This window comes from Acinetobacter sp. 12966 (assembly GCF_031196995.1).
Taxonomy (GTDB): domain Bacteria; phylum Pseudomonadota; class Gammaproteobacteria; order Pseudomonadales; family Moraxellaceae; genus Acinetobacter; species Acinetobacter geminorum.
The window spans coordinates 1-22,587 of the sequence record NZ_JAVIMC010000103.1 but is presented as its reverse complement, the minus strand read 5'-3'; the positions used below and the strand labels follow the sequence as shown (position 1 = coordinate 22,587).

The window sequence follows — 22,587 nt, the reverse complement described above, 5'->3', positions numbered from 1 at the left end:
ATAAATGCCGTTTGCAGAATCTACAAACGGCATTTGTTTAGAACAATAGATTTACTTTAAGTAAGGGGCTGCATAAATCAAGATAACTTTAAACAATCCCGCAATCACAGCTAAGGCTAAAAAACCACCGAGCCATAGCAAAATAAACCATTGGGTTTGATTGAGTTTAACGGATGACTTTTTCATAAAACCCTCCATACTTAGTGATAGCCTTCGTCACCTACACGAACTTTGTCTCTAAATACCCAGTAAGACACAATGGTGTAAGCAATAATGATCGGAATCAGAATAAGTGCGCCAACCAAAGCAAACATCTGGCTTGAATGCGGTGCTGCGGCTTGCCAGATTGTGACTGATGGCGGAATAATATATGGCCATAAACTAATCACAAAACCAGTAAATGCAAGGAAAACGAGAGCCAATGTATATGCAAATGGTTTGAGGTCATGATCTTGCTTTTTACATGCCAATAAAATCAGGCCAACAAACAATAAGACCAAAATCGGTACAGGACTAAAATAGAACAGATTTGGTAAAGAGAACCAACGATCTGCAATTTCAGGATGAGTCAACGGCGTATATAAACTCACGCCACCAAAAATAATGAGCAGCGCAATAATTAGCTTTGGCATAAGCTCATACATACGTTGCTGCAAACCTTTTTCGGTTTTTAAAATCAGCCATCCACAGCCTAAAGTAGCATACATGGCAACTACGCCAATACCTGTGAAGATCGTAAACGGAGAAAGCCAATCAAGAGACCCACCAGCAAAAATACCATTTTCGGTTTTGATTCCTTGAATATAAGCACCCAAAATAATCCCTTGAAGGAAGCTCGTTAAAACTGAACCCCAAATAAAAGCCAAGTCCCAAAGATGTTTGGTACGGTGAGCTTTAAAACGGAATTCAAAAGCAACGCCACGGAAAATCAGGGCAATTACCATAAAAATGATCGGTAAATATAGTGCGGATAAAACTGTTGAATAAACCAGCGGGAAGGCAGCATATAGACCAGCACCACCGAGAACCATCCAAGTTTCGTTACCATCCCAAACAGGAGCGACGGTATTCATCATGACATCACGTTCTTGGCTGTTCTTAATGAAAGGGAACATAATTCCGATTCCTAAGTCAAAACCGTCCATGACCACGTAAATTAAAACACCTAAACCAATAATACCGACCCATATTAAAGAAAGATCAATCATGATGTTTCTCCCCAGATTTTTGATTATCGTCAATGTTTTCATCGACCGCACTGAGTGGACGCATTGGTGTTTTAAAGTGTCCAACGCCACCAGTTTCAACATTTGGTGTATCGATAAATACAGGGCCTTTATTAATCAGTTTTAAGGTGTAGTAGATACCGCTACCAAAAACGATGGTATAGACCACCACAAAAATAAACAGGCTAAGTCCGACCTGATCTGCGGAAACAGTATGTGAAAGCCCGTCTTTTGTGCGCATAATGCCGTATACAACCCACGGTTGACGACCGACTTCAGTTGTTACCCAACCTGCAAGCATGGCAACGTAACCAGAAGGCCCCATTACTAAAGCAAATTTATGGAACCAAGATGTTTCATAGAGTTTTCCACGCTTACGTAACCAAAGCGCAATTAAAGACAAAGTGACCATGAGTACACCAAGACCCACCATCACACGGAAGCTCCAGAAAACGATGGTTGAATTTGGACGATCTTCTGGTGCGAAATCTTTTAAACCTGTCACTTGGCCATCTAAGCTATGCGTTAAAATTAAGCTACCCAAATAAGGAACACCTACTTCGAAGTGGTTACGTTCTTCTTTCATATCGGGAATTGCAAATAGCAATAATGGCATTGGTTCATTGTGATTAGTTTCCCAATGTCCTTCCATTGCTGCAAGTTTGGCAGGTTGATGTTCACGGGTGTTTAACCCATGGTTATCGCCAATCACTACTTGCAAACATGAAGTCACAAGTACCATCCAGAGACCCATCGAGAACGATTTTTTCACCAACTCATCGCGACGGCCTTTTACTAAATGCCATGCAGATGTTCCGACGACCAATAATGATGAAACTAAGAAAGCTGCTGCACCCATGTGGGCAAAGCGGTAAGGGAAGGATGGGTTAAAGACAATTGCAAACCAGTCTTTTGGCACAATAATGCCATTTTCGATAGCAAAGCCTTGAGGGGTCTGCATCCAGCTATTCGAAGATAAGATCCAGAACATGGAAATACATGTTCCGATGGCAACCATAAGTGTTGCGAAGAAATGGGCTCGAGGACCAACACGGCCCCAACCAAATAACATAATGCCTAAGAAACCTGCTTCTAAGAAGAAGGCACTCAAGACTTCATAGGTAAGTAAAGGACCAGTAATACTTCCGGCGACACGTGAAAATTCACTCCAGTTCGTACCGAACTGGTAACTCATGACTACGCCCGAGACCACACCCATACCAAAGGCAACGGCAAAGATCTTAATCCAGTATTTAAATAGATCTTTATAAATCGGGTCTTGGGTTCTTAACCATTTCCACTCTAACACTGCTAAAAAGCAGGCAAGACCGATGGAAGTGGCCGGAAAAATAATATGGAAGGATACTGTAAAAGCAAATTGTATTCGCGCTAATTCTAGAGCGGTTAGACCGAGGCTCATAAACTTTCCCCCTGTGAACTAGCTGATGATGATTGAATGAGTTAAATACTTATTTTCAGGCAACAAAGTATTTTGGCGATTAAACTTACTTCTGTGATAAATGTTCTTAGCAAGTAAAATGCCAACAGGGTTAAGCAATATAATTGCTTGATATTCCAAGAGAATAGACTGATTGATTGTTCTCAATCTGTTAACAAAGTTTATGCTTGATGTTGCATTTGTAAAAATGCATGTTGCATTGAAACATTGATGAAATATCTGGCGATATGCAATAGATCGTCTCATGAAAACTACCTACCTTAAGAAGTTTCCCTAATCATGCACTTACTCTTTTTGTATATGTAGATACAGAAATTTTTTATAAAACTATAACAGTCTGGAGCAGTCATGAGGTGTGCTATAGTTTTTTTTCAATTATCTGTAGCTATGTATCCATTCTTCAAAAGTCCAAAATAAATGAACAAGATTTACGAATGGCCAAAATCACTCTCCAAAACAAAGTGAATGCGACTTTGGGTAATAAGCGCAGAATAGTTTCTTCTCTTTTATTCCTTTGTTGTTTTGCGTGAGGTCTGGTTGTTACGTAGGTTATTAAAGACCTGATTTAAGTGTAGCTCTTCTAAAATAGCTTGGATGTTAAAAAATGTTTATTACTTCTCAACTCAATGTCCTGCATAAAATTATTAAAAATCAGCCTATTCCTGTATCTACATTAGTTCAGTTAGAGCAGACTTACGTTAATTTTGAAGCTACTTTATTAAGAGCGAAAGTACTCAGAGACTTTTCTAAATCTGAAACTGTATATTTAATCCAATCTCATATTGAGCCACAGCAAAGTAGTGTGGCTTATCTATTTTCACCATTTATTTTTGCTAACCTAAATAAGGCTGCTATTTATACAACGCCTGCGACTACGCCTGTGCTTTCTATTCTTAATAAATATTACCAAGCTGAAAAAAAAGCCTTATTCAAAGTAGATGACGTTTTAGAAAGTCTAAAAATTTATATCGATTTGGAACTTGCAGAGCTTAATGAAGTCGAATTTATTTATCTAAGCTTAATCAAGGCACTATGCCGAAGTGATATCTCTACAGTTTTTTTAATAACATATTTAGAAATTGATTTAGAGGCTCTAAATCAACTTGAACAGTTTTTAAAAATAAAAATTTATTGGATTAAAACCACAAAACATGATGACTTAAAAAACCTCAATGGCTTAGAAATGCGGAAATTATTATTCAAAAATAAAGATGAAACTTATGTCAAATTATGCGCGAAATTTGCTCAAATGAATGCTGAATTGGTAGGACTCTGTGACACTTTCACGACGCCTCAAATGACGCATTTAATTGACGACATGTTTTATTCAGAACATATTTTTGAAAAGTTATCTGTCTATTCAGAATATATGCAAACCTTATTGCAAAGTCAGCATAGTCTTAACAAGAAAGAGATTGCTTAGCGCTTTCAGGCTTTTGTTTTGCTTTATATAAAGAATGAATACAGTTATAAAAAAATAATCGTTTTCATGTGAAATAAATATTTTATGGTAAAAGCAAAGCAATATTGGTTTTACTTACATGAGAAATTTAAATTTTGAGCATCATCTCGGTTCACTAACGCATGCAGCACTTAGTCAGGCCTTAAGTATTTCTCGCGTGTGGGGTGAAGCAGTCATCACGTTATGATGAATTGGCAGAAAATTTCAGACCGACTTTTGCCCGTATTAAAAAAAGGGGGCTTTAATCCGTGAGCAGTATACGAAGATGTCAATGTTATCGATGAAGATAAAACAGAACTTCCTCTCAGCAATTCACCAGTAATTGATTAGAGTGAAAGTAAATCTCTAAATAAAATAAAGGCCAACATCTGTTGGCCTTTATTTTTAGAGTTAGAAGTAATAAGCAAAAATTACAAACGCTTTTTTATTCCATTTATCGTTAGTTCCACCAGCTGCCAGACCCTCACTATCACCTAAATATGGGTCATGTTTGCCCATCAACAACTCGGCTTGTACTGTCAATTTTTGATAGTTAAAGGCAATACCGGGTATAAAACGGGTTGAGTCTTTAAAGCCATCTTGTTCTTTTCGGTAAGAACTATAGTTTAGGTACGGGCGGACAGAGGTAATCGGGCCAAACTGCTGAGGAAATAAATAGCTCAGTTCGGCTGAATAAATCTGACCTTTGGTTGCAGAGTTAAATGAATAATCGAAACCGCCCAGAGTCAGATGATCTTTATATTGAGTGTCGGCATTATCAATGTCTTGATAACCGGCCAAAAGCTGTAAATTCCATTGGTTATAATTGGTATTGCTAAAAACCGAATAGACTTGGCGATCGCCATCTTGCCCTGAACGTTTATTTTCAATGGTGGAATACCATGCAGATGCACCCAGTTGAGTAGAGAAATTTTCTTGGCCTAAGACATTTTTAAAGGTATGAGCACCGCGAACAACAATGGAGTTCTTTTCTTTAGTATTGGTGCCTTGTGGTACAGAGTCATCCGCATTGATAGGGTTGATACTAAATCGACTCGAGTCTTTGCTTTTACCTCTATAGGTGCCACCATCGGTAGGATAAAAGGCGAGTTGTGCTTCATTGATTCCATCATTGAAATCATATTTCACCCCAAGGTTGTGTACATCTTCCCAACCAGCACTATTGGCAATGCCTAAATAATAAGTATTTCCCCAAAAGCGACCCAAGCCAAAAGGAACGGGGTTTAAGCCAGCAATAATTTTACTGTTATCATTAATTTTATAACCTAACCATGCATCGGTGAGCCAATTGGCATCGCCTAGACGTCCGTAATATTCATAAACTCGATAATCTAAACGACCAATCCATTTCGGAGAGTTATAGTCCAGCCATAATACTGCGTCATTAAAAGAAAATTTACTGGTAGTGGGATCAGAGTCAAAATCATAAACATATTTAGCTCGAACAGTACCGCTTACTTTAAGTTGACCTTCTTCAGCATTGCCAAAGGTAAGCGCTGCATGACTTGAAAGGCTGAATGTAAGCAAAGATGTTGTAATTAATGTTTTTGTCAAAATTTGAGAATGTTTAAACAAAAGAATTTTTCTCCTCTTAAAAAATAAAAATTAAATTTGCGTCATGTATAAACCAGAAAAAGATTTGTCCAAATCTCAATATTTGCAGAGGTTTTAAGATAAAAAGATAATAAAATCTAAACCTTATATAAAAGAAAGAAAATTAATTAGATGCAAAACTCTGGATACAATAAGCAAAAATAAAAATGATCAAATATCAGAGGATAAAATACTAAAGGGCATATGTCAGGCTTTCACAATCATATGATTTGGGAATGTCGTTTTTACTTATTGATATATAAGTATTTTAATTTTGTATCTATTCTATAAGATTATTTAAAATTTGCTTTTTCCCAAAAGATAAAAACTTATAAGGAAAAGTTATTTATAAAAACCTGATAAGCAACTCATATTTTTTTATTTTTCATTATAAAGCCGGCTGCATACCATGGGCTTATATTATTGAAAGATCATGAAATTATGAGCACAAAGACCAAACCGTTGATTATCACGGCAATTGTGGTTGTAGCAATTGTTGCATTTATCGTATGGCAAAATAAGAAAGATAATAATACGGGTGCTTTAGTTCGTGACAACAAACCTGTCGTGATTGCTTATCAAACCGGAGTTGACCCAAGCAAAGTTGCACAGGCGAATGGAGACTATGAAAAACATAGTCAACGTATCATTCAATGGAAAAAATTTGATGCGGGTTCAGATGTTGTAAACGCACTTGCTTCAGGTGATGTCGTACTTGGCAATATTGGCTCAAGTCCACTTGCTGCTGCAGCAAGCCGTGATTTACCGATTGAAGTATTCTTAATTACATCAAAACTTGGTGGATCTGAAGCATTAGTAGTAAGTAATAAGTCAGGAATTAAAACTCCTCAAGATTTAATTGGCAAAACCATTGCTGTACCGTTTGTTTCGACAACCCATTACAGCCTTTTGTCTGCACTTAAACATTGGAACATTCCAGAAGACAAAGTAAAAATTATTAACTTGCGTCCACCTGAAATTTCAGCGGCGTGGGAACGTGGTGATATTGATGCTGCCTATGTTTGGGAACCTGCTTTAAGTAAAGCCAAAGCATCTGGTACGGTTTTAACCGACTCAAAACAAGTCGGTGAATGGGGCGCTCCAACTTATGACTTATGGGTTGTACGTAAAGATTTTGCAGAGAAAAATCCTGACTTCTTGAAAGCTTTTGTTCAAACCACACTTGAGCAACTCGAAAAATATAATCAAGACCCAGCCGCTTACGTTAAAGATGCCGATAACGTGCAAAAAATTGCGCAGCTCACAGGTTCTGATGCAAAAGATATCCCGCTTTTATTAAGAGGAAATATTTACCTTGACCACGCTCAGCAAAAACAAACGTTAGATGGTGAATTTGCGCAAAATATTTTTGATACAGCGAAGTTCTTAAAAGGTCAGGGCAAAGTCGATCAACTGAAAGCCGATTATAAAGGCAATGTGAATTCTTCATTTTTGCAGCCTTAAGGAGTTGTCATGAGTGTACTAGAAGCCAAACATATTCATCTGACTTTTCCTAAACAGCAAAAGCCAGTTTTACAAGACATTAACCTAACCATTGAAGAAGGTTCTTTAACCGTGATTTTAGGTGAGTCGGGTTGTGGCAAAACAACTTTGCTTAATATCTTGGCAGGGTTTCAAAAGCCGAGTTCAGGTGATGTGCTTGTAAATCATGAAGTCGTAACTGGACCAGATGTAACTCGTGCTGTTGTATTTCAAGATCACGCCTTACTTCCTTGGTTGAATGTTGCAGATAATGTTGGCTTCGCTTTGCAGTTAAAAGGTTTAAAGCGCGCGGATATCGAAGCACAAGTGAACGCAATTTTAAAAATTGTGGGTTTAAGTCACGTTGAAAAAGCCAATATCTGGGAACTTTCCGGTGGTATGAAACAACGTGTTGGTATTGCCAGAGCTTTGATCAGTCACGCGCCGTTTATTTTATTAGATGAACCTTTTGCCGCATTAGATGCTTTTACGCGTGAAAACATGCAGCAGTTAGTGCTCGATTTATGGATTCAACAAAATAAAAGCTTCTTTTTGATTACTCATGACATTGAAGAAGCATTATTGCTCAGCAATCAGCTGGTACTAATGACAGCGCATCCAGGCAAAATTGTAGAAACTCTACATCTCGATTTTGCCCAACGATATCGTCAGGGCGAGTCTATTCGCTCAATTAAATCGGATTCTCAATTTATTCAGCTCAGAGAACAGCTATTTGAAAGTTTAAGGGTACAAAAACAAAGCGGTAAGGAGGCGTTACCTACATGAACACTAAAGATAACGTCTATGAATATGACAAGGCAGAGCTAAAAATTAAGCCAGATGTACAAACAGAAAGTGCTTCTTTTCTATCGTCATTCTTTGAGAAGCATCGTACTTTGGCGGTCAGCATAATCAGTGTGGGAAGTGTAGTTGCACTCTGGTTCCTCATTACTGCTTTGCATGTTGTACCTGAACTGTTTTTACCGAGTCCACAGGCAGTCTGGCAAAAATTTATATCGGTCAGCCAAGAAGGCTTTATGAAAGCAACTTTGTGGCAACATTTGGCAGCCAGCATTTCTCGTGTATTTTTAGCTTTGATTGCTGCCGTGGTGATTGGTGTTCCGCTGGGTTTGTGGATGGGGCTGAACAAATGGGTTCGTGCTGTTCTAGATCCTTTGGTTGAATTGCTACGACCAATTCCGCCGTTAGCTTATTTGCCGTTACTTGTTATTTGGTTCGGTATTGGTGAAACCACAAAAGTACTTTTGATTTTCTTCTCGATTTTGGCGCCTGTCATTATTAGTAGTGCGCATGGTGTGTTAAGCCATCAGCTTAATCGTGAACGTGCAGCATTGTCGCTAGGGGCAAGTCAGTCACAAGTCTTTTGGCATGTCATTTTACCAACAGCCTTACCTCATATTATTACCGGTATTCGTATTGGTCTTGGGGTGGGTTGGTCAACATTAGTTGCAGCAGAGTTGGTTGCAGCGGACCGTGGTATTGGTTTTATGGTGCAATCGGCAGCACAGTTCTTAATTACCGATACGGTGATTCTGGGCATTATTGTGATTGCGATTGTCGCAGTTAGTTTTGAGCTGTTTTTACGTTGGTTACAAAAACAGTTTTCTCCTTGGTATGGTCAGCAGTTGTAGTAAAGAAGATGAATACAGTAGTAGCAAACTTAAATATAGAAGTGATCAAGCCTACCATTGGCGCAATTATTCACGATATTGATTTGAATGCGTTAAATGAACAGACAACGCAACAAATCCAGCAGGCTTTGCTTGATCATCAGGTCATTTTTTTTCGAAAGCAACAATTAGCACCACAAGCACAAGCAGACTTGGCCCGTAGTTTTGGCACATTGCATGTGCACCCGATTTATCCTTCAATTGAAGATGTACCTGAGGTGATGGTGCTCGACAGTTGGAAACAAGATTTGCGTGACAATGAACTTTGGCACACAGATGTGACTTTTAGTAAAACTCCACCTTTAGGTTGTGTGTTGCAAGCTATTAAAATTCCACCTGTAGGTGGTGACACGTTGTGGTCGAGCAACACAGCAGCTTTTAAAGGGCTTCCGCTTGAGTTACAGCAAAAATTGCGTGGCTTAACTGCAACACACGATATTCGTAAGTCTTTTCCACTTGAGCGTTTTGCTCATAACGAAGAAGAACGTGAAAAGCTGTTACAAACCTTTAAGCGTAATCCTCCAGTGGTTCATCCAGTGGTGCGTACCCATCCGGTCACAGGCGAGCCTTTGTTGTTCGTAAGTGAGGGTTTTACCACACACATTAATGAGTTACCCGAACAAGAAAGTGAGCAATTACTTAATTTCTTGTTTGAACATGCGACCCAAGAGCAATTTCATTTACGCTGGAAATGGCAAGACGGTGACGTCGCGATTTGGGATAACCGTTGCACACAACATAAAGCATTATTTGATTACGGAGATGCTCATCGAATTATGCACCGCGCAACTATTAATGGCGATGTGCCATTTTATAAAGAAGAACAACAGCCAGAGTTAGCAGAGGCTTAATTCCTTTAATTATTCTTTATTTCAATTCCAACTCTGAGTTTTGAGCTGGAATTGAAATATTAACTCTTTAGCGCATTCCAAATCCTGACAATATGCCTGTGTAGTTCTTTACAGGAGGTGAGGCCCAATCACCAACTTTGCTGGTTTTTAAATTTAACTGAACTAACATTTCAGCTTGTTTAACTGCTGCTGCAACGCCGTCAATAACGATTACGCCTAACTCGTTTTGTAGCTTTAGACACAAATCACTCATACCTGCACATCCTAAAACAATCGCATCGCTTTTATCTTCAGCGAGTGCTTTTTTGCATTCATCTCGTATGGTTCGATAAGCATCTGAGTCAGGAAGCTCCAATTCTTCAACGGCAATGTCACAAGCTCGAACATTTTTGCAAAATGGCGTAGCCCCATAGCGATGAGCCAGATGCCAGCTCATATTCACTGTGCGTTGTAAGGTTGTCACCACACTAAAACCAGTACTGACATAACTTGCAGTTCGCATGGCTGCTTCGGCAATCCCAATCACAGGTGCCGAAGTGATTTCACGGGCGGCATAAAGCGCAGGGTCGCCAAAACAGGCAATAACATAAGCATCTACATTTTGCTGTTCACCTTGGCAGATTTCCTCCAGCACACCTACGGCACTTAGGGCTTCATCATAATAACTTTCAATCGTTGCAGGGCCCATTTGAGGACTCACTGCAATAATTTGAGTACCAGAACTCGCGACTACCTTTGCTGATGCAGCAATTTTGTCTGTCATGCTTTGAGTAGTATTAGGATTAATAATTTTAATTTTCATTGTACTTTTACCTTAGTCATTGCCGATTTAGCATGGGCAAGCGGTTGGTTAAGAAATCGGTAAATGACAAAACCGAATCCCATCCCAATAAACCATGTGAAATTAGCAAGCCCCGACAGTTGTGGTAAAAGTACGCAGAGAATAGGAATTAATGAAGCAGGAATTAAGGCATAAAAGGCAGAGTGGTTATAACCATTTTTGTACCAATACGAACCTTTGGTATCTAAGGTATATAAATCATCTACCACAATTTTTTGTTTTTTAATGAGGTAAAAATCGGCGAGCAATATACCAAAAAGTGGACCGATAAATGCGCCTAAAATATCAATGGTGTAATGGATCACTTGAGGATTATTAAACAAATTCCATGGGGTAATGAAAATCGAACCAACTGCTGCGATCATTCCACCCATGCGCCAGCTAATTTTGCTCGGTGAAACGTTGGAAAAATCAAAGGCAGGTGAAACAAAGTTAGCGACAATATTAATCCCAATCGTGGCAATCATTAAGGTCAAACTACCTAGAATCACCACAAAGGTATTATCCAGTTTACCAACCATCTCGACAGGGTCTGTAATGAGCTTGCCGTAGACTGGAAGCGTTGCCGCAATACATACAACAGTAAGTAAAGAAAAGCCTAAGAAATTAATTGGTAGTCCAAGAAAGTTGCCCATTTTAATCGCGTTAAAGCTTTTGCCATAACGAGAGAAGTCACCAAAATTCAGCATCGGACCTGAAAAATATGAGACAACGAGAGCAATAGCACCAATCATGACAGGTACAACCGCAAAACCGTCGTATTGAACACCACTTAGGTTTAAATCAATATTCTGCCATCCAGCTTTCCATATGAGCCAGACTGCCATCGCAAACATCACAACGTAGACAGCCGGACCTGCCCAGTCAATAAATTTACGAATGCTGTCCATGCCAGACCAAAAAACAATCGCTTGCAGTAACCAAAGCAGCATAAAGCCAACCCATCCTAAATAGGAAAGCCCAAGAAAGCCGTAATTTGAAACATCGGCATAGACGGACCATTCTGGAAAGAACTTTAAAATGACCAATAAGAATGCACTTGAGGCCAAATAGGTTTGAATGCCATACCATGCGACAGCAATAAGCCCACGAATAACAGCAGGAATATTTGCACCAAGCACACCGAAGGTTGCACGGCAAATAACAGGATAGGGCGTGCCAGTTTGTTGACTAGACTTGGCAATCAGGTTTGTAAAAAACTGAACAATGGCAATGCCGATCAGTAAAGAGAGAAGTACCTGCCAGCTATTGAGCCCAAGTGCAAAAAGGCTCCCAGCCATGACATAACCGCCGACACTATGAACATCAGACATCCAAAAGGCAAAAATATTATAAGCGCCCCAAGTTTGCTTTTTTAAAGGAGCTAGGTCTTGATTTGTTAGCTTTGCATCATAAGAAGGTTTAATTATTGCTTCGGTATTATTCATCTTGAACACTCACTTCCCTATGTTGGGCGGGCACGTTCTTCAGCAGCTTGAAACTCTGACTAAAAGAAAGAAGTTAAAATTGTGCACAATGTGTTATTTTGATTGTGCACAATTCTATTGAGCAAAAGTTGTGCCAATTTCGCGGGTAGCATTGATGAGATTGTTTAAACTGGTACGGAATTTGGATATAAAGAGACAGTTTTATAAAATGAGAAGAGATTAATTTTTATAAAAAGTACATAAATTTAGTTATATAAGCTGATATTTTAAGGTTTATTTTTGAATTGTTCAGTAGCACATAGATGCTGCGGAAATGAGAGTAATATTCCCAAAAGGTTAAGTTAAACTTACACTACAGTTAGTAGATAAAGTTTTAAAAAGAGGAGGCGTTAACAAAAATGGAGAAATCAATGCCATCGAATGCACTAAAAAAAGCCGTAGAAAAGAGCAATGATGAAATTGATGACCATATATATAACGCTATTGTTGATGCCATTTTAAATAGGCAACTTACACCCGGGGCGCGTTTGGTTGAAGCACCCCTATGTGAGGCATTCGGTGTAACGAGGGGAGTGTTAAGACGTGTTTTCGTAAAACTTGCCCATGATAAGGTCATCGAAATTCAGCCCAATCGTGGGGCACTCATCGCAAAACATAGTGCTCATGAAACAAAAGAAGTCTTTGAAGCACGCAGCATGCTTGAAATTGTCACTGTAAAAAAGTTAGCTCAAAAGTCTCATCACTTAGATTTTAGTGAGCTTCGAGCCTTAGTCGATCAAGAGTCGCAAGAGCGATTAGCTGGTAATTGGGCTGAGTGGATTAAGCTATCAGGACAATTTCATTTGAAATTGATTGAAGCAAATCAGAATACGATCATGACTAATTATTTGCAGACACTTATTGCGAGAACTTCGTTATTAATTGGGTTATATGAAATTCCAAAACATAATAATTGTTCGGCAGATGAACATCGTGCAATTTTAGATGCAATTGAGCACGGTGATGAAAAACGAGCAACTCAATTGATGGAAGAGCATTTAGAAAACTACGCGACCACATTTATTGAAGAAGACAGCACAACGTCAGCAGAACAAAATTTATTAAATTTATTTAAAAATAAGAAGATTGAAACAATTCAAACTAACTGAAAATCAAGGGCCAATTTCCTATGGAAAAGGCCCGGATTGGTTATTTTATAGGAACGATTTGACGTGTTAAAAAATCAATAAATAATTTTACTTTCTTCGACAAAATCTTACGGTTTGGCCATGTGACATATAAGTGAAGCGGCTGACTGGTGTAGTCTTCCAAACATTTCTGTAATTTACCTTCTTTGTAGTAAGGCTCTGCAATAAACTCTGGAAGAAAGACAATACCGTGATCTTTTAGACACATATCTAATAATAATTCACCATTATTACAGGTCATCACAGGGAAACAATTAAAAGACACTTCTTTTTGATCTTTTTGGAAAATCAACTTCTTATGACGGCTATCTTGATAATAAATTAAAAATTTATGATCTTTGAGTTCCTCTAAAGAAGCGGGTAATCCATGCTGATTAAAATACTCAGGCGTTGCGTATAAGTAACGTTGATAGGTATTTAATATTTTACTATTTGCCAAATTTGGAGGAGAGCCATCTACACGAATGGTTAAATCAAATTTATTATTATTATTCATGTCTAATAGCTGATCTGTCATGAATAAATCAATTTTGATACTAGGGTATTTTTCAATAAAGTCTGAAATTATATTTTGAAGAAAAATATTGCTAAAAGACATGGGGGTATTGAGCTTGAGTTCACCTTCAGGGTACTGCTGATTGTAGTTAATTTCATAGGCAGCCCATTCAAACTCACTTAAAATGACTTTGCTATGTTGATAAAACTTTTCTCCACAAGAGGTGAGGTTCATCTGTCTTGTGGTTCTGGTTAATAGTGTAGTTTTTAGGTCATTTTCGAGGTAGCAAACGCGCTTGGCAACCAAGTCACGAGAGATATCGAGTGCTCTGGCTGCACTACTAAAATTACCATGTTCTACGACACTTACAAAAGTGGAAATACAGTCTAATCGATCCATGGATAAGCGAAAGTTAAAAAAATATATATCAATGATTAAACTATAAAAATTAAAAAGCAATCATTGTTTTTATTGTATTCATGCAGGATACAGATTCGTGCTGATTTGCTGTCTATGCTTTTACATTTTTATCTGTTTTGATAATGACCAGTAAGCAATTTTAATGCATTACTCATAAGGAATAATGGAGTTTACCCATGAATAAATCACTTTTAGAACAACTTTCACCAACGAATTGTCAGGTTATTTTTATTGATCACCAGCCACAAATGGCTTTTGGTGTGCAGTCAATAGACCGCCAAGTATTAAAAAATAATACTGTAGGGTTAGCAAAAGCAGCTAAAACGTTCAATATTCCTGTCACCATTACTACGGTTGAAACTGAAAGCTTCTCTGGCCATACCTATCCTGAGCTTTTAGATGTATTTCCCGATGCTCCATTATTAGAACGTACTTCAATGAATTCATGGGATGACCAAAAAGTACGTGATTCACTTGCAAAAAATAATCGTAAGAAAGTGATTGTTTCAGGTTTATGGACTGAAGTGTGCAATAACACTTTTGCTTTTGGTGCTATGCTTGAAGGCGATTATGAGATTTATATGGTTGCGGATGCTTCTGGTGGTACATCGAAAGAAGCGCACGATTATTCTATGCAACGTATGATTCAAGCAGGTGTTGTTCCAGTAACTTGGCAACAAGTATTACTTGAATGGCAACGTGATTGGGCACACCGTGATACCTATGATGCAGTTATGGCAATTGTACGTGAGCATTCTGGTGCTTATGGTATGGGCGTTGATTATGCTTATACGATGGTACATAAGGCACCTGAACGTACCACATCAAAACACGAAGTACTTGCACCAGTTCCTGCAAAATAAAATACTACTGATTTGGTAAAGGCATGTCTAGTATTCAATATTTAAGTGATATTAATACAGATATGCCTTTATTTTTAGAACGATAATTCACAAGAATGGAGTTCAGAATGACCGAAATAAATCTCATACTCAAAAACGGTAAAATCACAACTTTAGATCCAAAAAATCCAGAAGTACAAGCAATTGCCATAGCAGGCGGTAAAGTCGTATGCACAGGTACGAATGATGATGTCATGAAGCTCGCAACAGCGACGAGCAAAGTAGTAGACTTAAATGGCCGTCGCGTTATACCGGGTTTAAATGACAGCCATCTACATATTATTCGGGGTGGCCTGAACTACAATATGGAGCTGCGCTGGGAAGGTGTGCCATCCGTTGCTGATGCATTACGCTTACTCAAAGAACAAGCAGATAATACCCCAGCTCCACAATGGGTACGTGTGGTTGGTGGTTGGACTGAATTCCAGTTTGCCGAAAAGCGTTTACCGACTTTAGAAGAAATCAACAAAGCTGCACCAGATACTCCAGTATTTGTTTTACATTTATATGCTAGCGCCTTGTTGAACCGAGCGGCACTTGATGTCTTGGGTTTTAATAAAGACACACCAGACCCGCCCGGCGGCAAGATTGTACGAGATGAAAAGGGTGAGCCAACGGGTCTGTTGCTCGCAACTCCATCGGCTATGATTTTGTATTCGACCTTAGGGAAAGCACCGAAATTGCCAGTTGAAGATCAAGTCAATTCAACTCGTCATTTCATGCGTGAATTGAACCGATTAGGTATTACTTCTGCAATCGATGCGGGTGGCGGTGGGCAAAACTATCCTGAAGATTATGATGTGATTAAGCAATTGCATGATCAAAATCAAATGACAGTGCGAATTGCTTACAATCTATTTGCTCAAAAGGCAGGCCAAGAGCTTGATGACTATCGCCGTTGGACAGAAATGACATTCCCAGGCGATGGTGATGAGTTATTTAGAATGAATGGAGCAGGTGAGAACCTGACTTGGTCAGCGGGTGACTTTGAAGATTTCTATGAGCCACGTCCAGATTTACCAGAAAAAATGGAAGGTGAACTAGAAGCTATTGTAGAGCACTTGGCTGAAAAGAAATGGCCATTCCGTATTCATGCAACCTATGATGAAAGTATTAATCGTTTGCTCAATGTATTTGAGAAAGTAAATTCAAAACAGCCTTTTGCAACTCGATTTATTATTGACCATGCCGAAACTGTATCTGAGCGTAATATTGAACGTATAGGTGCGTTGGGTGGTGGTATCGCCATTCAACACCGTATGGCCTACCAAGGTGAGATTTTCGTAAAACGCTATGGTGCCGAGGCTGCTCAGGCAACGCCACCAGTTAAGAAAATGTTAGAACTTGGTGTTCCTGTTGGTGCGGGCACAGATGCGACTCGTGTTGCCTCTTATAACCCTTGGGTGTGTTTGTATTGGCTAAGTACTGGTAAAACAGTCGGTGGTTTACCACTCTATGATGAAAAAAATCTGTTAGATCGCCAAACAGCGCTTATGCTCTGGACCAAAGGTTCGGCTTGGTTCTCTGGTGAAAAAGATGTCAAAGGTTCACTAACAGCAGGGGAACTCGCTGACTTGGTCGTGTTGTCTGATGACTACTTTAAAGTGGAAGCAGAAGATATCCAGTGGATTGAGTCTGTACTTACTGTCTTAGGTGGCAAAGTGGTCTATGCAGGGGCAGAGTTTAAGCACGACGATCCGCCGTTACCACCAGCTTCACCAACATGGTCACCAGTAAAGCGCTTCGGTGGTCAGTGGCGGTTATCTGAGAATCGTAATGCACCTTCTAATCAATCATTACAGTCACAAAGTGCTTTGTGTGCATGTGCTAGCAGCTGTGGTATGCATGGGCATAGCCATGCTTGGATGCTTGATATTCCTGTAAATGATAAGGACAAAAAATCTTTCTGGGGCGCACTTGGGTGCTCGTGTTTTGCATTTTAAATAAAACAGTATGGGAACCTGCTTCATTAAATGGCTTAACTCTCTAAGGTATGTACGATGAAAATGTACTTGTTATCTTTGGCTGTAGGGTTGCTTGTTGGTGTCTTATATTATGTTCTAAATGTTAAGTCACCAGCTCCACCTCTTGTTGCATTAGTCGGTTTATTGGGCATGGTGATAGGAGAGCAACTTCTTCCTTTCATTAAGTCTTATTTTTAACCTGTTTAATTCAAAAAAAGCTAAATGGTGTTATGCCATTTAGCTTTTTATATTAATAAGTATCTTTAATTACTTTATACGATGACCTTGCTCATCAATGATCACTTCGCCATCTTCTTTTGCGAAATAGCCTAAGTTTTCTACATCTAAAATATCAAGGACAATTTCAGAAGGGCGGCAAAGTCGTGTACCTTTTGGTGTAACCACGAAAGGACGATTAATTAAAATTGGATACTCCGCCATAAAATCAATTAACTGTTCCTCAGTCCAGTGACCTTGTTCCAACTCTAAATCTTTGTATGGATCAACATTTTTACGAATTGCTTCACGTACAGTTAAGTTTGAATCCTGAATGAGTTGTACCAGTTCAGCTTTCGTTGGAGGCGTTTGTAAATATTCAATAACGATAGGTTCAAGGCCTGCATGATGAATAAGCGCTAATGTATTACGTGAGGTTCCGCAAGCAGGGTTATGGTAAATCTTCACAGGATTTGTCATGACGAATTCACAATAAGTTGAGATATTGCATTTATATATGGATATGCGTATATTTGCAATAACAGATATTAAATGAGGAGCTGACATGGTCAACCAAGTTGATTTTTTTAAGTGTCTATCCGATTCAACACGACTAAACATTCTAAAACTTGTGTTAAATCAACAAAAAATTTGTGTTTGTGATTTGACCGAACAGCTTGATTTAAGCCAGCCGAAAATTTCAAGACATTTAGCATTGCTACGCACACATGGCATCTTACTTGATGCACGACAGGGACAATGGGTTTATTACAGTTTGAATCCCAATTTACCTGAGTGGGCTGTCGACGTTTTAAAAATTATAGGCGTGCAAGATGAAGATTCGATGAAACACCAATCTTCACAGTTTTCTTCTATTTCTACCTATTGTGAGTGAGGCCATGAAATTTTTATTTTTATGCACTGGAAACAGTTGCCGTAGCATTTTGTCAGAAGTTTTATTTAACAGCCGTGCACCAGAAGGTTGGAAAGCTTATAGCGCTGGTAGTAAACCATCAGGACAGGTACATCCATTAACGATTGAAACACTTGAAAATTTAGGCCTTCCCACAGATGGATTATGGAGTAAAACTATTGATGACTGTGAACAATATCAACCAGATGTTGTTATTACAGTCTGTGACTCCGCTGCACAAGAAGCATGCCCATTATATTTAGGTGGTGCGATCAAAGCACACTGGGGTTTAAGTGACCCATCTCACTTGGATTTGCCGAAAGAAGAAAAGCTTAAAGCATTCCAAGAGACCGTAGCTCATATTAATCGTCGTTTAGATGCATTGTTTGCACTTGATGTTGCGAATCTAAACCGTTCACATTTAATTGCTGAGATTAATGAAATCTCTCATATTGAGTAAGAGAGCAGACATGACTAAGCAAAAGCTTTCCTTTTTAGACCGAAATCTGACGCTATGGATTTTTATAGCCATGGCCTTAGGCTTGGCTATTGGAGTTTTCTTTCCTCAGGCCTCGGTTTCTTTGAACCAGATGAGTGTGGATAACGTTAATATCCCAATCGCAATCGGCTTAATTTTGATGATGTATCCACCTTTAGCAAAGGTTGACTACGCTACGTTACCGGAAGTATTTAAAGATAAAAAAACGTTGGCTTTGTCTTTAGTACAAAACTGGTTAATTGCTCCAATTTTGATGTTTGCTTTAGCGATTATTTTTCTCCATAACTATCCGGAATATATGACAGGTTTAATCCTGATAGGCTTGGCACGATGTATTGCAATGGTATTGGTCTGGAACGGTTTGGCATGTGGGGATAACCAATATGTTGCTGCTTTAGTTGCTTTTAACAGTATTTTCCAAATTTTATTTTTCAGTACCTATGCATGGTTATTCTTGACATTTTTGCCGCCTTATTTTGGTGTGGCTGGACAAGTCATTGATGTGAATTTCTGGACCATTACCCATGCGGTTTTGGTGTATTTGGGTATTCCATTTTTAATGGGGTTCTTGACGCGTTTGATTTTAGTCAAGTCGAAAGGTTTGGAATGGTATCAAACTAAATTTTTACCAAAAATTAGTCCGATTAGTTTAATTGCTCTACTTTTTACCATCGTGGCGATGTTTAGCCTAAAAGGTGGTGATGTAGTGAGCTTACCTTTAGATGTATTACGTATTGCAATCCCACTGACGATTTACTTTGTGTTGATGTTCTTCATTAGCTTCTTTATGAGTAAACGTATGGGGAATAACTATCCACGTACCACTGCTATTTCGTTTACTGCGGCTGGTAACAATTTTGAGTTAGCTTTAGCGGTTGCCATTGCAACATTTGGTTTGGCATCACCTGTGGCATTTACCACAGTGATTGGACCATTGGTTGAAGTTCCCGTTTTAATTTCACTCGTTACCGTTTCTCTTTGGTTAAAGAAAAAGTATTTCTCAGATGAACAGTCTTAATAATGATTTATCAAATGTAGTATTAGATCTTCTTGATAAGCCTACATTTGAGCAAGTGCAAGCACAGCAGCTTGAGCATCCACCTCGCATTTTATTGCTATATGGTTCTAATCGTGAACGTTCTTATAGTCGTTTTGCTGTGCTGACTGCTGGTCGAATCCTTGAATACTTAGGTGCTGAAGTCAAAATCTTTCATCCTAAAGGTTTACCTTTACCTGAGGATGCAGGAACTGATCATCCGAAAGTTCAAGAATTACATGCGCTTTTGGCTTGGGCAGAAGGTATGGTCTGGTGCTCACCTGAACGTCATGGTGCAATGAGTTCAATTTTAAAAGCCCAGATTGACTGGATTCCTTTGGCAGCCGGAGCAATCCGTGCAACTCAAGGTAAAACCTTGGCAGTCATGCAAGTTAGTGGTGGTTCGCAGTCATTTAATGCGGTCAATCAAATGCGTATTTTAGGGCGTTGGATGCGCATGATTACCATCCCAAATCAGTCTTCAGTTGCTAAAGCTTTTTTAGAGTTTGAAGAAGATGGCAGTATGAAACCATCCTCTTACTATGACCGAATCGTTGATGTTATGGAAGAATTGTATAAGTTCACTTTATTAACACGTGGGCAAAAACAGTATTTGACAGATCGCTATTCTGAGCGCAAAGAATCAGCAGAAGAGCTGTCAAAACGAGTAAATCAAAAATAAATAGTTTCATAAAAAAGTGCTCCACTCGGGGCACTTTTTATTGCTTAGTTTTTACACTCAGGCCATTGTGGGCAAAAGTTTTTGTAATAGTTCAATAAAATTTGAAACTTTGGCAGAGCTCTCATTTTCTCTTGTAATCAAGTAAATAGGCGCATTCATTTTTATTGAATCATCAAAATCGCGATACACAATTTCATGTTCCCAAAAGTTATGCATTGAGGCTGGCACAATCGTTATACCAATCCCAGCAGCAACTAAATTTAATGTTGCAGTTGGCCGAGGTGCTTCCTGAATAATACGTGGACTAAAACCTGCTTGGTAGCAACTATATAAAATATTGTCATATAAACCTTGTCCTGAAGAACGACGGTATAAAACAAAATTTTCATTTGATAAGTCATTTGAGCTAATTTTTTCTTTTTGTGTAAGTGGGTGGCCTATAGGCAATGCCACCATCATTGGTTCATCTAATATATGAAGATGTTTTAACCCGATATCACGGCTGATCGGTGCTCTTAAAAAAGCAATATCAAGTTTCTCGGAGATTAACCAATCTAACTGTTTTTGGCTGCCTGCTTCTTCAAGTTTGGTTTGTACCTTTGGATATATTTCTCGATATGAGCGCAATACTAATGAAATAAGAGGATGCAAACCTGCGGAACTTGTAAAACCAATATTGAGTTGACCAGTTTTACCTTGGCTAACATCTTGGACTAATTTCGGAATATGTCTGGCATGTTCTAATAAAAGTTGTGCTTCTTTAAATAAGGCTAAACCAGCCTCAGTTGGTTCAATTCCTCGAGGCTGGCGAATAAGTAATTGTGTGCCGAGTTCTTCTTCCAGCTTTTTAAGTAAACGCGTTAGAGGTGGCTGTTGAATAAACAATCGGTTTGCGGCATGCGTAATATTCCTTTCTTCAACTACCACAACAAAGGCATGGAGCTTATGTAAATCGAGCATAGGAATACCTTTATGGTATGGCAGATGAAAATAAAAGCATTTGTAGATATATCACAAAAGTATCATTCTATCTTGGTCAGATAAAGTGAAAAGTAACGAAAATGAACCATGTTGAGATTGCTGTGCAGAAGGAGAGTGTCCCGACCTGCACAGAGTTATTTTTAGGTTTTTTAACATTAGGTTTAATTGGATTCGGTGGCGTGCTGCCTTTAGCCCGTAAAGTTATTGTAGAGCAGAGGCAGTGGTTAAGCCCTGAAAAATTCACTGAGTTACTTGGTCTGTGTCAATTTTTACCAGGCGGCAATATTATTAATTTATCGGTTGCGATTGGCATGGAGTTTCGCGGTGTTCGTGGGGCAGTGAGCTCACTCATTGGTCTGATCCTTGCACCTACGATAATTGTTGTACTTTTACATTATGTTTATGAGCAGTTCCAAGATAATTTAATGGTTAAGCATCTTTTTGAAGGTTTAGCTGCTGCTGCGGCTGGGCTTCTAGTTGCAACAGGTTTAAAAATGCTTAAGCCATTGTTACGTAATCCATTAGCGATTTGCGTAGTGGTTGCTGCAATTATCAGTATTGCTTTTCTAAAAATCTCTTTACTAGTGACTATGCTGATTTTGTTGGCATTTTACTCGGCAATCATTTGGAGACGTGTGTAATGGGTGCAGTTCTACTTACTTTAGCGATCATTTTTACTCAATTGTCTCTTATTGCATTTGGTGGTGGAAATACGATTTTGCCTGAGATGCAACGCCAAGTAGTTGATATTCATCACTGGATGACGGCGCAAGAATTTAGTGCATTGTTCGCCATGGCCCAAGCTGCACCCGGTCCGAACATGATGATTGTACCGTTGGTGGGATGGCATGTAGCAGGGTTGTCAGGTCTACTTGTAACGTCTACCGCTAAATTTTTACCTTCATCTCTAATTACTGTATTTGTGATGAGAGGCTGGTCAAAATTTAAAGATAAAAAATGGAGACGTGTTTTACAGCTTGCTTTACAACCTGTCACTGTGGGAACTGTACTTGCTAGTGCTTGGATTATTTCTGAGGCAGCGGCAATAAATACGTTACTCATTATTATGGTAGTCATTGCGACTTTATTATCTTTAATTAAAAAGGTTCATCCTTTACATGTCTTGATTGCTGGGGCTGTATTTGGTGTGGTCTTACTCTAGTTTAACCAGTTTGCCGACCTGCGCTGGATGAGTTCAGGTTGGCTTTTTTGATTTGAAGTAAATAATAATTAAATCTAAAAAACCGATCAAATATATA

General features: G+C 38.8%; 24 protein-coding genes and 1 pseudogene. 16 read left to right on the top strand and 9 right to left on the bottom strand.

The genetic code is table 11. The features are described from left to right. Positions 1–51: 51 nt before the first annotated feature. From RFW85_RS15930 to RFW85_RS15920, 3 genes are read right to left on the bottom strand one after another with little or no spacing between them, the layout of a single operon-like run. Positions 52–186 (bottom strand): hypothetical protein, encoded by a 135-nt coding sequence (locus RFW85_RS15930; RefSeq protein WP_000749813.1) that lies wholly within the window; start codon positions 184–186, stop codon positions 52–54. A 14-nt stretch (positions 187–200) separates the two neighbouring features. Continuing rightward, positions 201–1,208 (bottom strand): cytochrome d ubiquinol oxidase subunit II, encoded by a 1,008-nt coding sequence (gene cydB / locus RFW85_RS15925; protein WP_170247801.1) that lies wholly within the window; start codon positions 1,206–1,208, stop codon positions 201–203. After that, on the bottom strand, positions 1,201–2,646 hold the full coding sequence (locus tag RFW85_RS15920) for a cytochrome ubiquinol oxidase subunit I (RefSeq protein ID WP_170247800.1): 1,446 nt from the start codon (positions 2,644–2,646) through the stop codon (positions 1,201–1,203). The genes cydB and RFW85_RS15920 overlap by 8 nt, the downstream gene beginning before the upstream one ends. 643 nt (positions 2,647–3,289) lie before the next feature. Between RFW85_RS15920 and RFW85_RS15915 the strand changes: the two genes are divergently transcribed. Beyond that, positions 3,290–4,108 carry a hypothetical protein gene (locus RFW85_RS15915; protein ID WP_170247799.1) on the top strand — a complete coding sequence of 273 codons (819 nt, stop codon included), beginning with the start codon at positions 3,290–3,292 and terminating at the stop codon, positions 4,106–4,108. A gap of 118 nt (positions 4,109–4,226) precedes the next feature. Continuing rightward, positions 4,227–4,403: pseudogene (locus tag RFW85_RS15910) on the top strand (monooxygenase); the annotation flags it as partial. A 134-nt stretch (positions 4,404–4,537) separates the two neighbouring features. Here the strand turns inward: RFW85_RS15910 and RFW85_RS15905 are convergent. After that, positions 4,538–5,722: a hypothetical protein gene (locus RFW85_RS15905; RefSeq protein WP_170247798.1), complete on the bottom strand. Its 1,185-nt coding sequence runs from the start codon at positions 5,720–5,722 to the stop codon at positions 4,538–4,540. A 441-nt stretch (positions 5,723–6,163) separates the two neighbouring features. On the opposite strand from RFW85_RS15905, the gene tauA reads away from it, so the two are divergent. Genes tauA through tauD form a run of 4 tightly spaced genes read left to right on the top strand, consistent with a single transcriptional unit; the run spans position 6,164 to position 9,764 of the window. Further along, positions 6,164–7,204: a taurine ABC transporter substrate-binding protein gene (gene tauA, locus RFW85_RS15900; protein ID WP_170247797.1), complete on the top strand. Its 1,041-nt coding sequence runs from the start codon at positions 6,164–6,166 to the stop codon at positions 7,202–7,204. Between the two features lie 9 nt (positions 7,205–7,213). Continuing rightward, positions 7,214–8,008, top strand: coding sequence for a taurine ABC transporter ATP-binding protein (locus tag RFW85_RS15895; protein WP_170247796.1), 795 nt, complete (start codon positions 7,214–7,216; stop codon positions 8,006–8,008). Next, a complete protein-coding gene (gene tauC / locus RFW85_RS15890) occupies positions 8,005–8,874 on the top strand; it encodes a taurine ABC transporter permease TauC (protein WP_017481613.1) in 870 nt (289 codons plus the stop codon). The genes RFW85_RS15895 and tauC overlap by 4 nt, the downstream gene beginning before the upstream one ends. Before the next feature lie 8 nt (positions 8,875–8,882). Next, complete coding sequence (tauD, locus tag RFW85_RS15885; protein WP_001099243.1) at positions 8,883–9,764, top strand: taurine dioxygenase; 882 nt, start codon at positions 8,883–8,885, stop codon at positions 9,762–9,764. A gap of 67 nt (positions 9,765–9,831) precedes the next feature. Here tauD and RFW85_RS15880 read toward each other — a convergent pair whose 3' ends face one another. Beyond that, positions 9,832–10,566 carry an aspartate/glutamate racemase family protein gene (locus RFW85_RS15880; RefSeq protein WP_170247795.1) on the bottom strand — a complete coding sequence of 245 codons (735 nt, stop codon included), beginning with the start codon at positions 10,564–10,566 and terminating at the stop codon, positions 9,832–9,834. Further along, positions 10,563–12,032: an NCS1 family nucleobase:cation symporter-1 gene (locus RFW85_RS15875; RefSeq protein WP_170247794.1), complete on the bottom strand. Its 1,470-nt coding sequence runs from the start codon at positions 12,030–12,032 to the stop codon at positions 10,563–10,565. Before RFW85_RS15875 ends, RFW85_RS15880 begins: the two co-directional genes overlap by 4 nt. Before the next feature lie 398 nt (positions 12,033–12,430). On the opposite strand from RFW85_RS15875, the gene RFW85_RS15870 reads away from it, so the two are divergent. Further along, complete coding sequence (locus RFW85_RS15870) at positions 12,431–13,180, top strand: GntR family transcriptional regulator (RefSeq protein WP_170247793.1); 750 nt, start codon at positions 12,431–12,433, stop codon at positions 13,178–13,180. Positions 13,181–13,220: 40 nt separating this feature from the next. Here the strand turns inward: RFW85_RS15870 and RFW85_RS15865 are convergent, their stop codons facing one another. Next, the gene (locus RFW85_RS15865; protein ID WP_170247792.1) at positions 13,221–14,114 is read right to left on the bottom strand and encodes a LysR family transcriptional regulator; all 894 of its coding nucleotides are present in this window, start codon (positions 14,112–14,114) and stop codon (positions 13,221–13,223) included. A gap of 197 nt (positions 14,115–14,311) precedes the next feature. On the opposite strand from RFW85_RS15865, the gene RFW85_RS15860 reads away from it, so the two are divergent. The 3 genes from RFW85_RS15860 (at position 14,312) to RFW85_RS15850 (ending at position 17,199) form a co-directional block, all read left to right on the top strand. Beyond that, positions 14,312–14,998 carry a hydrolase gene (locus RFW85_RS15860; protein WP_003651277.1) on the top strand — a complete coding sequence of 229 codons (687 nt, stop codon included), beginning with the start codon at positions 14,312–14,314 and terminating at the stop codon, positions 14,996–14,998. A gap of 107 nt (positions 14,999–15,105) precedes the next feature. Continuing rightward, positions 15,106–16,980, top strand: a complete 1,875-nt coding sequence (locus RFW85_RS15855; RefSeq protein WP_309171673.1) for an amidohydrolase — start codon at positions 15,106–15,108, stop codon at positions 16,978–16,980. A gap of 57 nt (positions 16,981–17,037) precedes the next feature. Further along, the gene (locus tag RFW85_RS15850; RefSeq protein ID WP_000784879.1) at positions 17,038–17,199 is read left to right on the top strand and encodes a DUF1427 family protein; all 162 of its coding nucleotides are present in this window, start codon (positions 17,038–17,040) and stop codon (positions 17,197–17,199) included. A gap of 69 nt (positions 17,200–17,268) precedes the next feature. Here RFW85_RS15850 and arsC read toward each other — a convergent pair whose 3' ends face one another. Further along, the gene (gene arsC, locus RFW85_RS15845; protein WP_170247790.1) at positions 17,269–17,697 is read right to left on the bottom strand and encodes an arsenate reductase (glutaredoxin); all 429 of its coding nucleotides are present in this window, start codon (positions 17,695–17,697) and stop codon (positions 17,269–17,271) included. An 85-nt stretch (positions 17,698–17,782) separates the two neighbouring features. On the opposite strand from arsC, the gene RFW85_RS15840 reads away from it, so the two are divergent. The 4 genes from RFW85_RS15840 to arsH are packed head-to-tail and all read left to right on the top strand — an operon-like array spanning position 17,783 to position 20,347. Beyond that, positions 17,783–18,112, top strand: coding sequence for a metalloregulator ArsR/SmtB family transcription factor (locus RFW85_RS15840; protein ID WP_005069740.1), 330 nt, complete (start codon positions 17,783–17,785; stop codon positions 18,110–18,112). A gap of 4 nt (positions 18,113–18,116) precedes the next feature. Continuing rightward, positions 18,117–18,590: an arsenate reductase ArsC gene (locus tag RFW85_RS15835; protein ID WP_130118462.1), complete on the top strand. Its 474-nt coding sequence runs from the start codon at positions 18,117–18,119 to the stop codon at positions 18,588–18,590. A 10-nt stretch (positions 18,591–18,600) separates the two neighbouring features. Beyond that, entirely contained in the window at positions 18,601–19,647 is a 1,047-nt protein-coding gene (gene arsB, locus RFW85_RS15830; RefSeq protein ID WP_170247789.1) for an ACR3 family arsenite efflux transporter, read from the top strand. Beyond that, positions 19,634–20,347 (top strand): arsenical resistance protein ArsH, encoded by a 714-nt coding sequence (gene arsH, locus RFW85_RS15825; protein ID WP_068564293.1) that lies wholly within the window; start codon positions 19,634–19,636, stop codon positions 20,345–20,347. Before arsB ends, arsH begins: the two co-directional genes overlap by 14 nt. 57 nt (positions 20,348–20,404) lie before the next feature. Here the strand turns inward: arsH and RFW85_RS15820 are convergent, their stop codons facing one another. Continuing rightward, the gene (locus RFW85_RS15820; protein WP_033849754.1) at positions 20,405–21,307 is read right to left on the bottom strand and encodes a LysR family transcriptional regulator; all 903 of its coding nucleotides are present in this window, start codon (positions 21,305–21,307) and stop codon (positions 20,405–20,407) included. 101 nt (positions 21,308–21,408) lie between these two features. On the opposite strand from RFW85_RS15820, the gene RFW85_RS15815 reads away from it, so the two are divergent. Together RFW85_RS15815 and RFW85_RS15810 are read left to right on the top strand one after the other, a co-directional pair. Beyond that, on the top strand, positions 21,409–21,969 hold the full coding sequence (locus RFW85_RS15815; protein WP_001017026.1) for a chromate transporter: 561 nt from the start codon (positions 21,409–21,411) through the stop codon (positions 21,967–21,969). After that, positions 21,969–22,490: a chromate transporter gene (locus RFW85_RS15810; RefSeq protein WP_000501457.1), complete on the top strand. Its 522-nt coding sequence runs from the start codon at positions 21,969–21,971 to the stop codon at positions 22,488–22,490. The genes RFW85_RS15815 and RFW85_RS15810 overlap by 1 nt, the downstream gene beginning before the upstream one ends. The last annotated feature ends 97 nt before the right edge of the window (positions 22,491–22,587 follow it).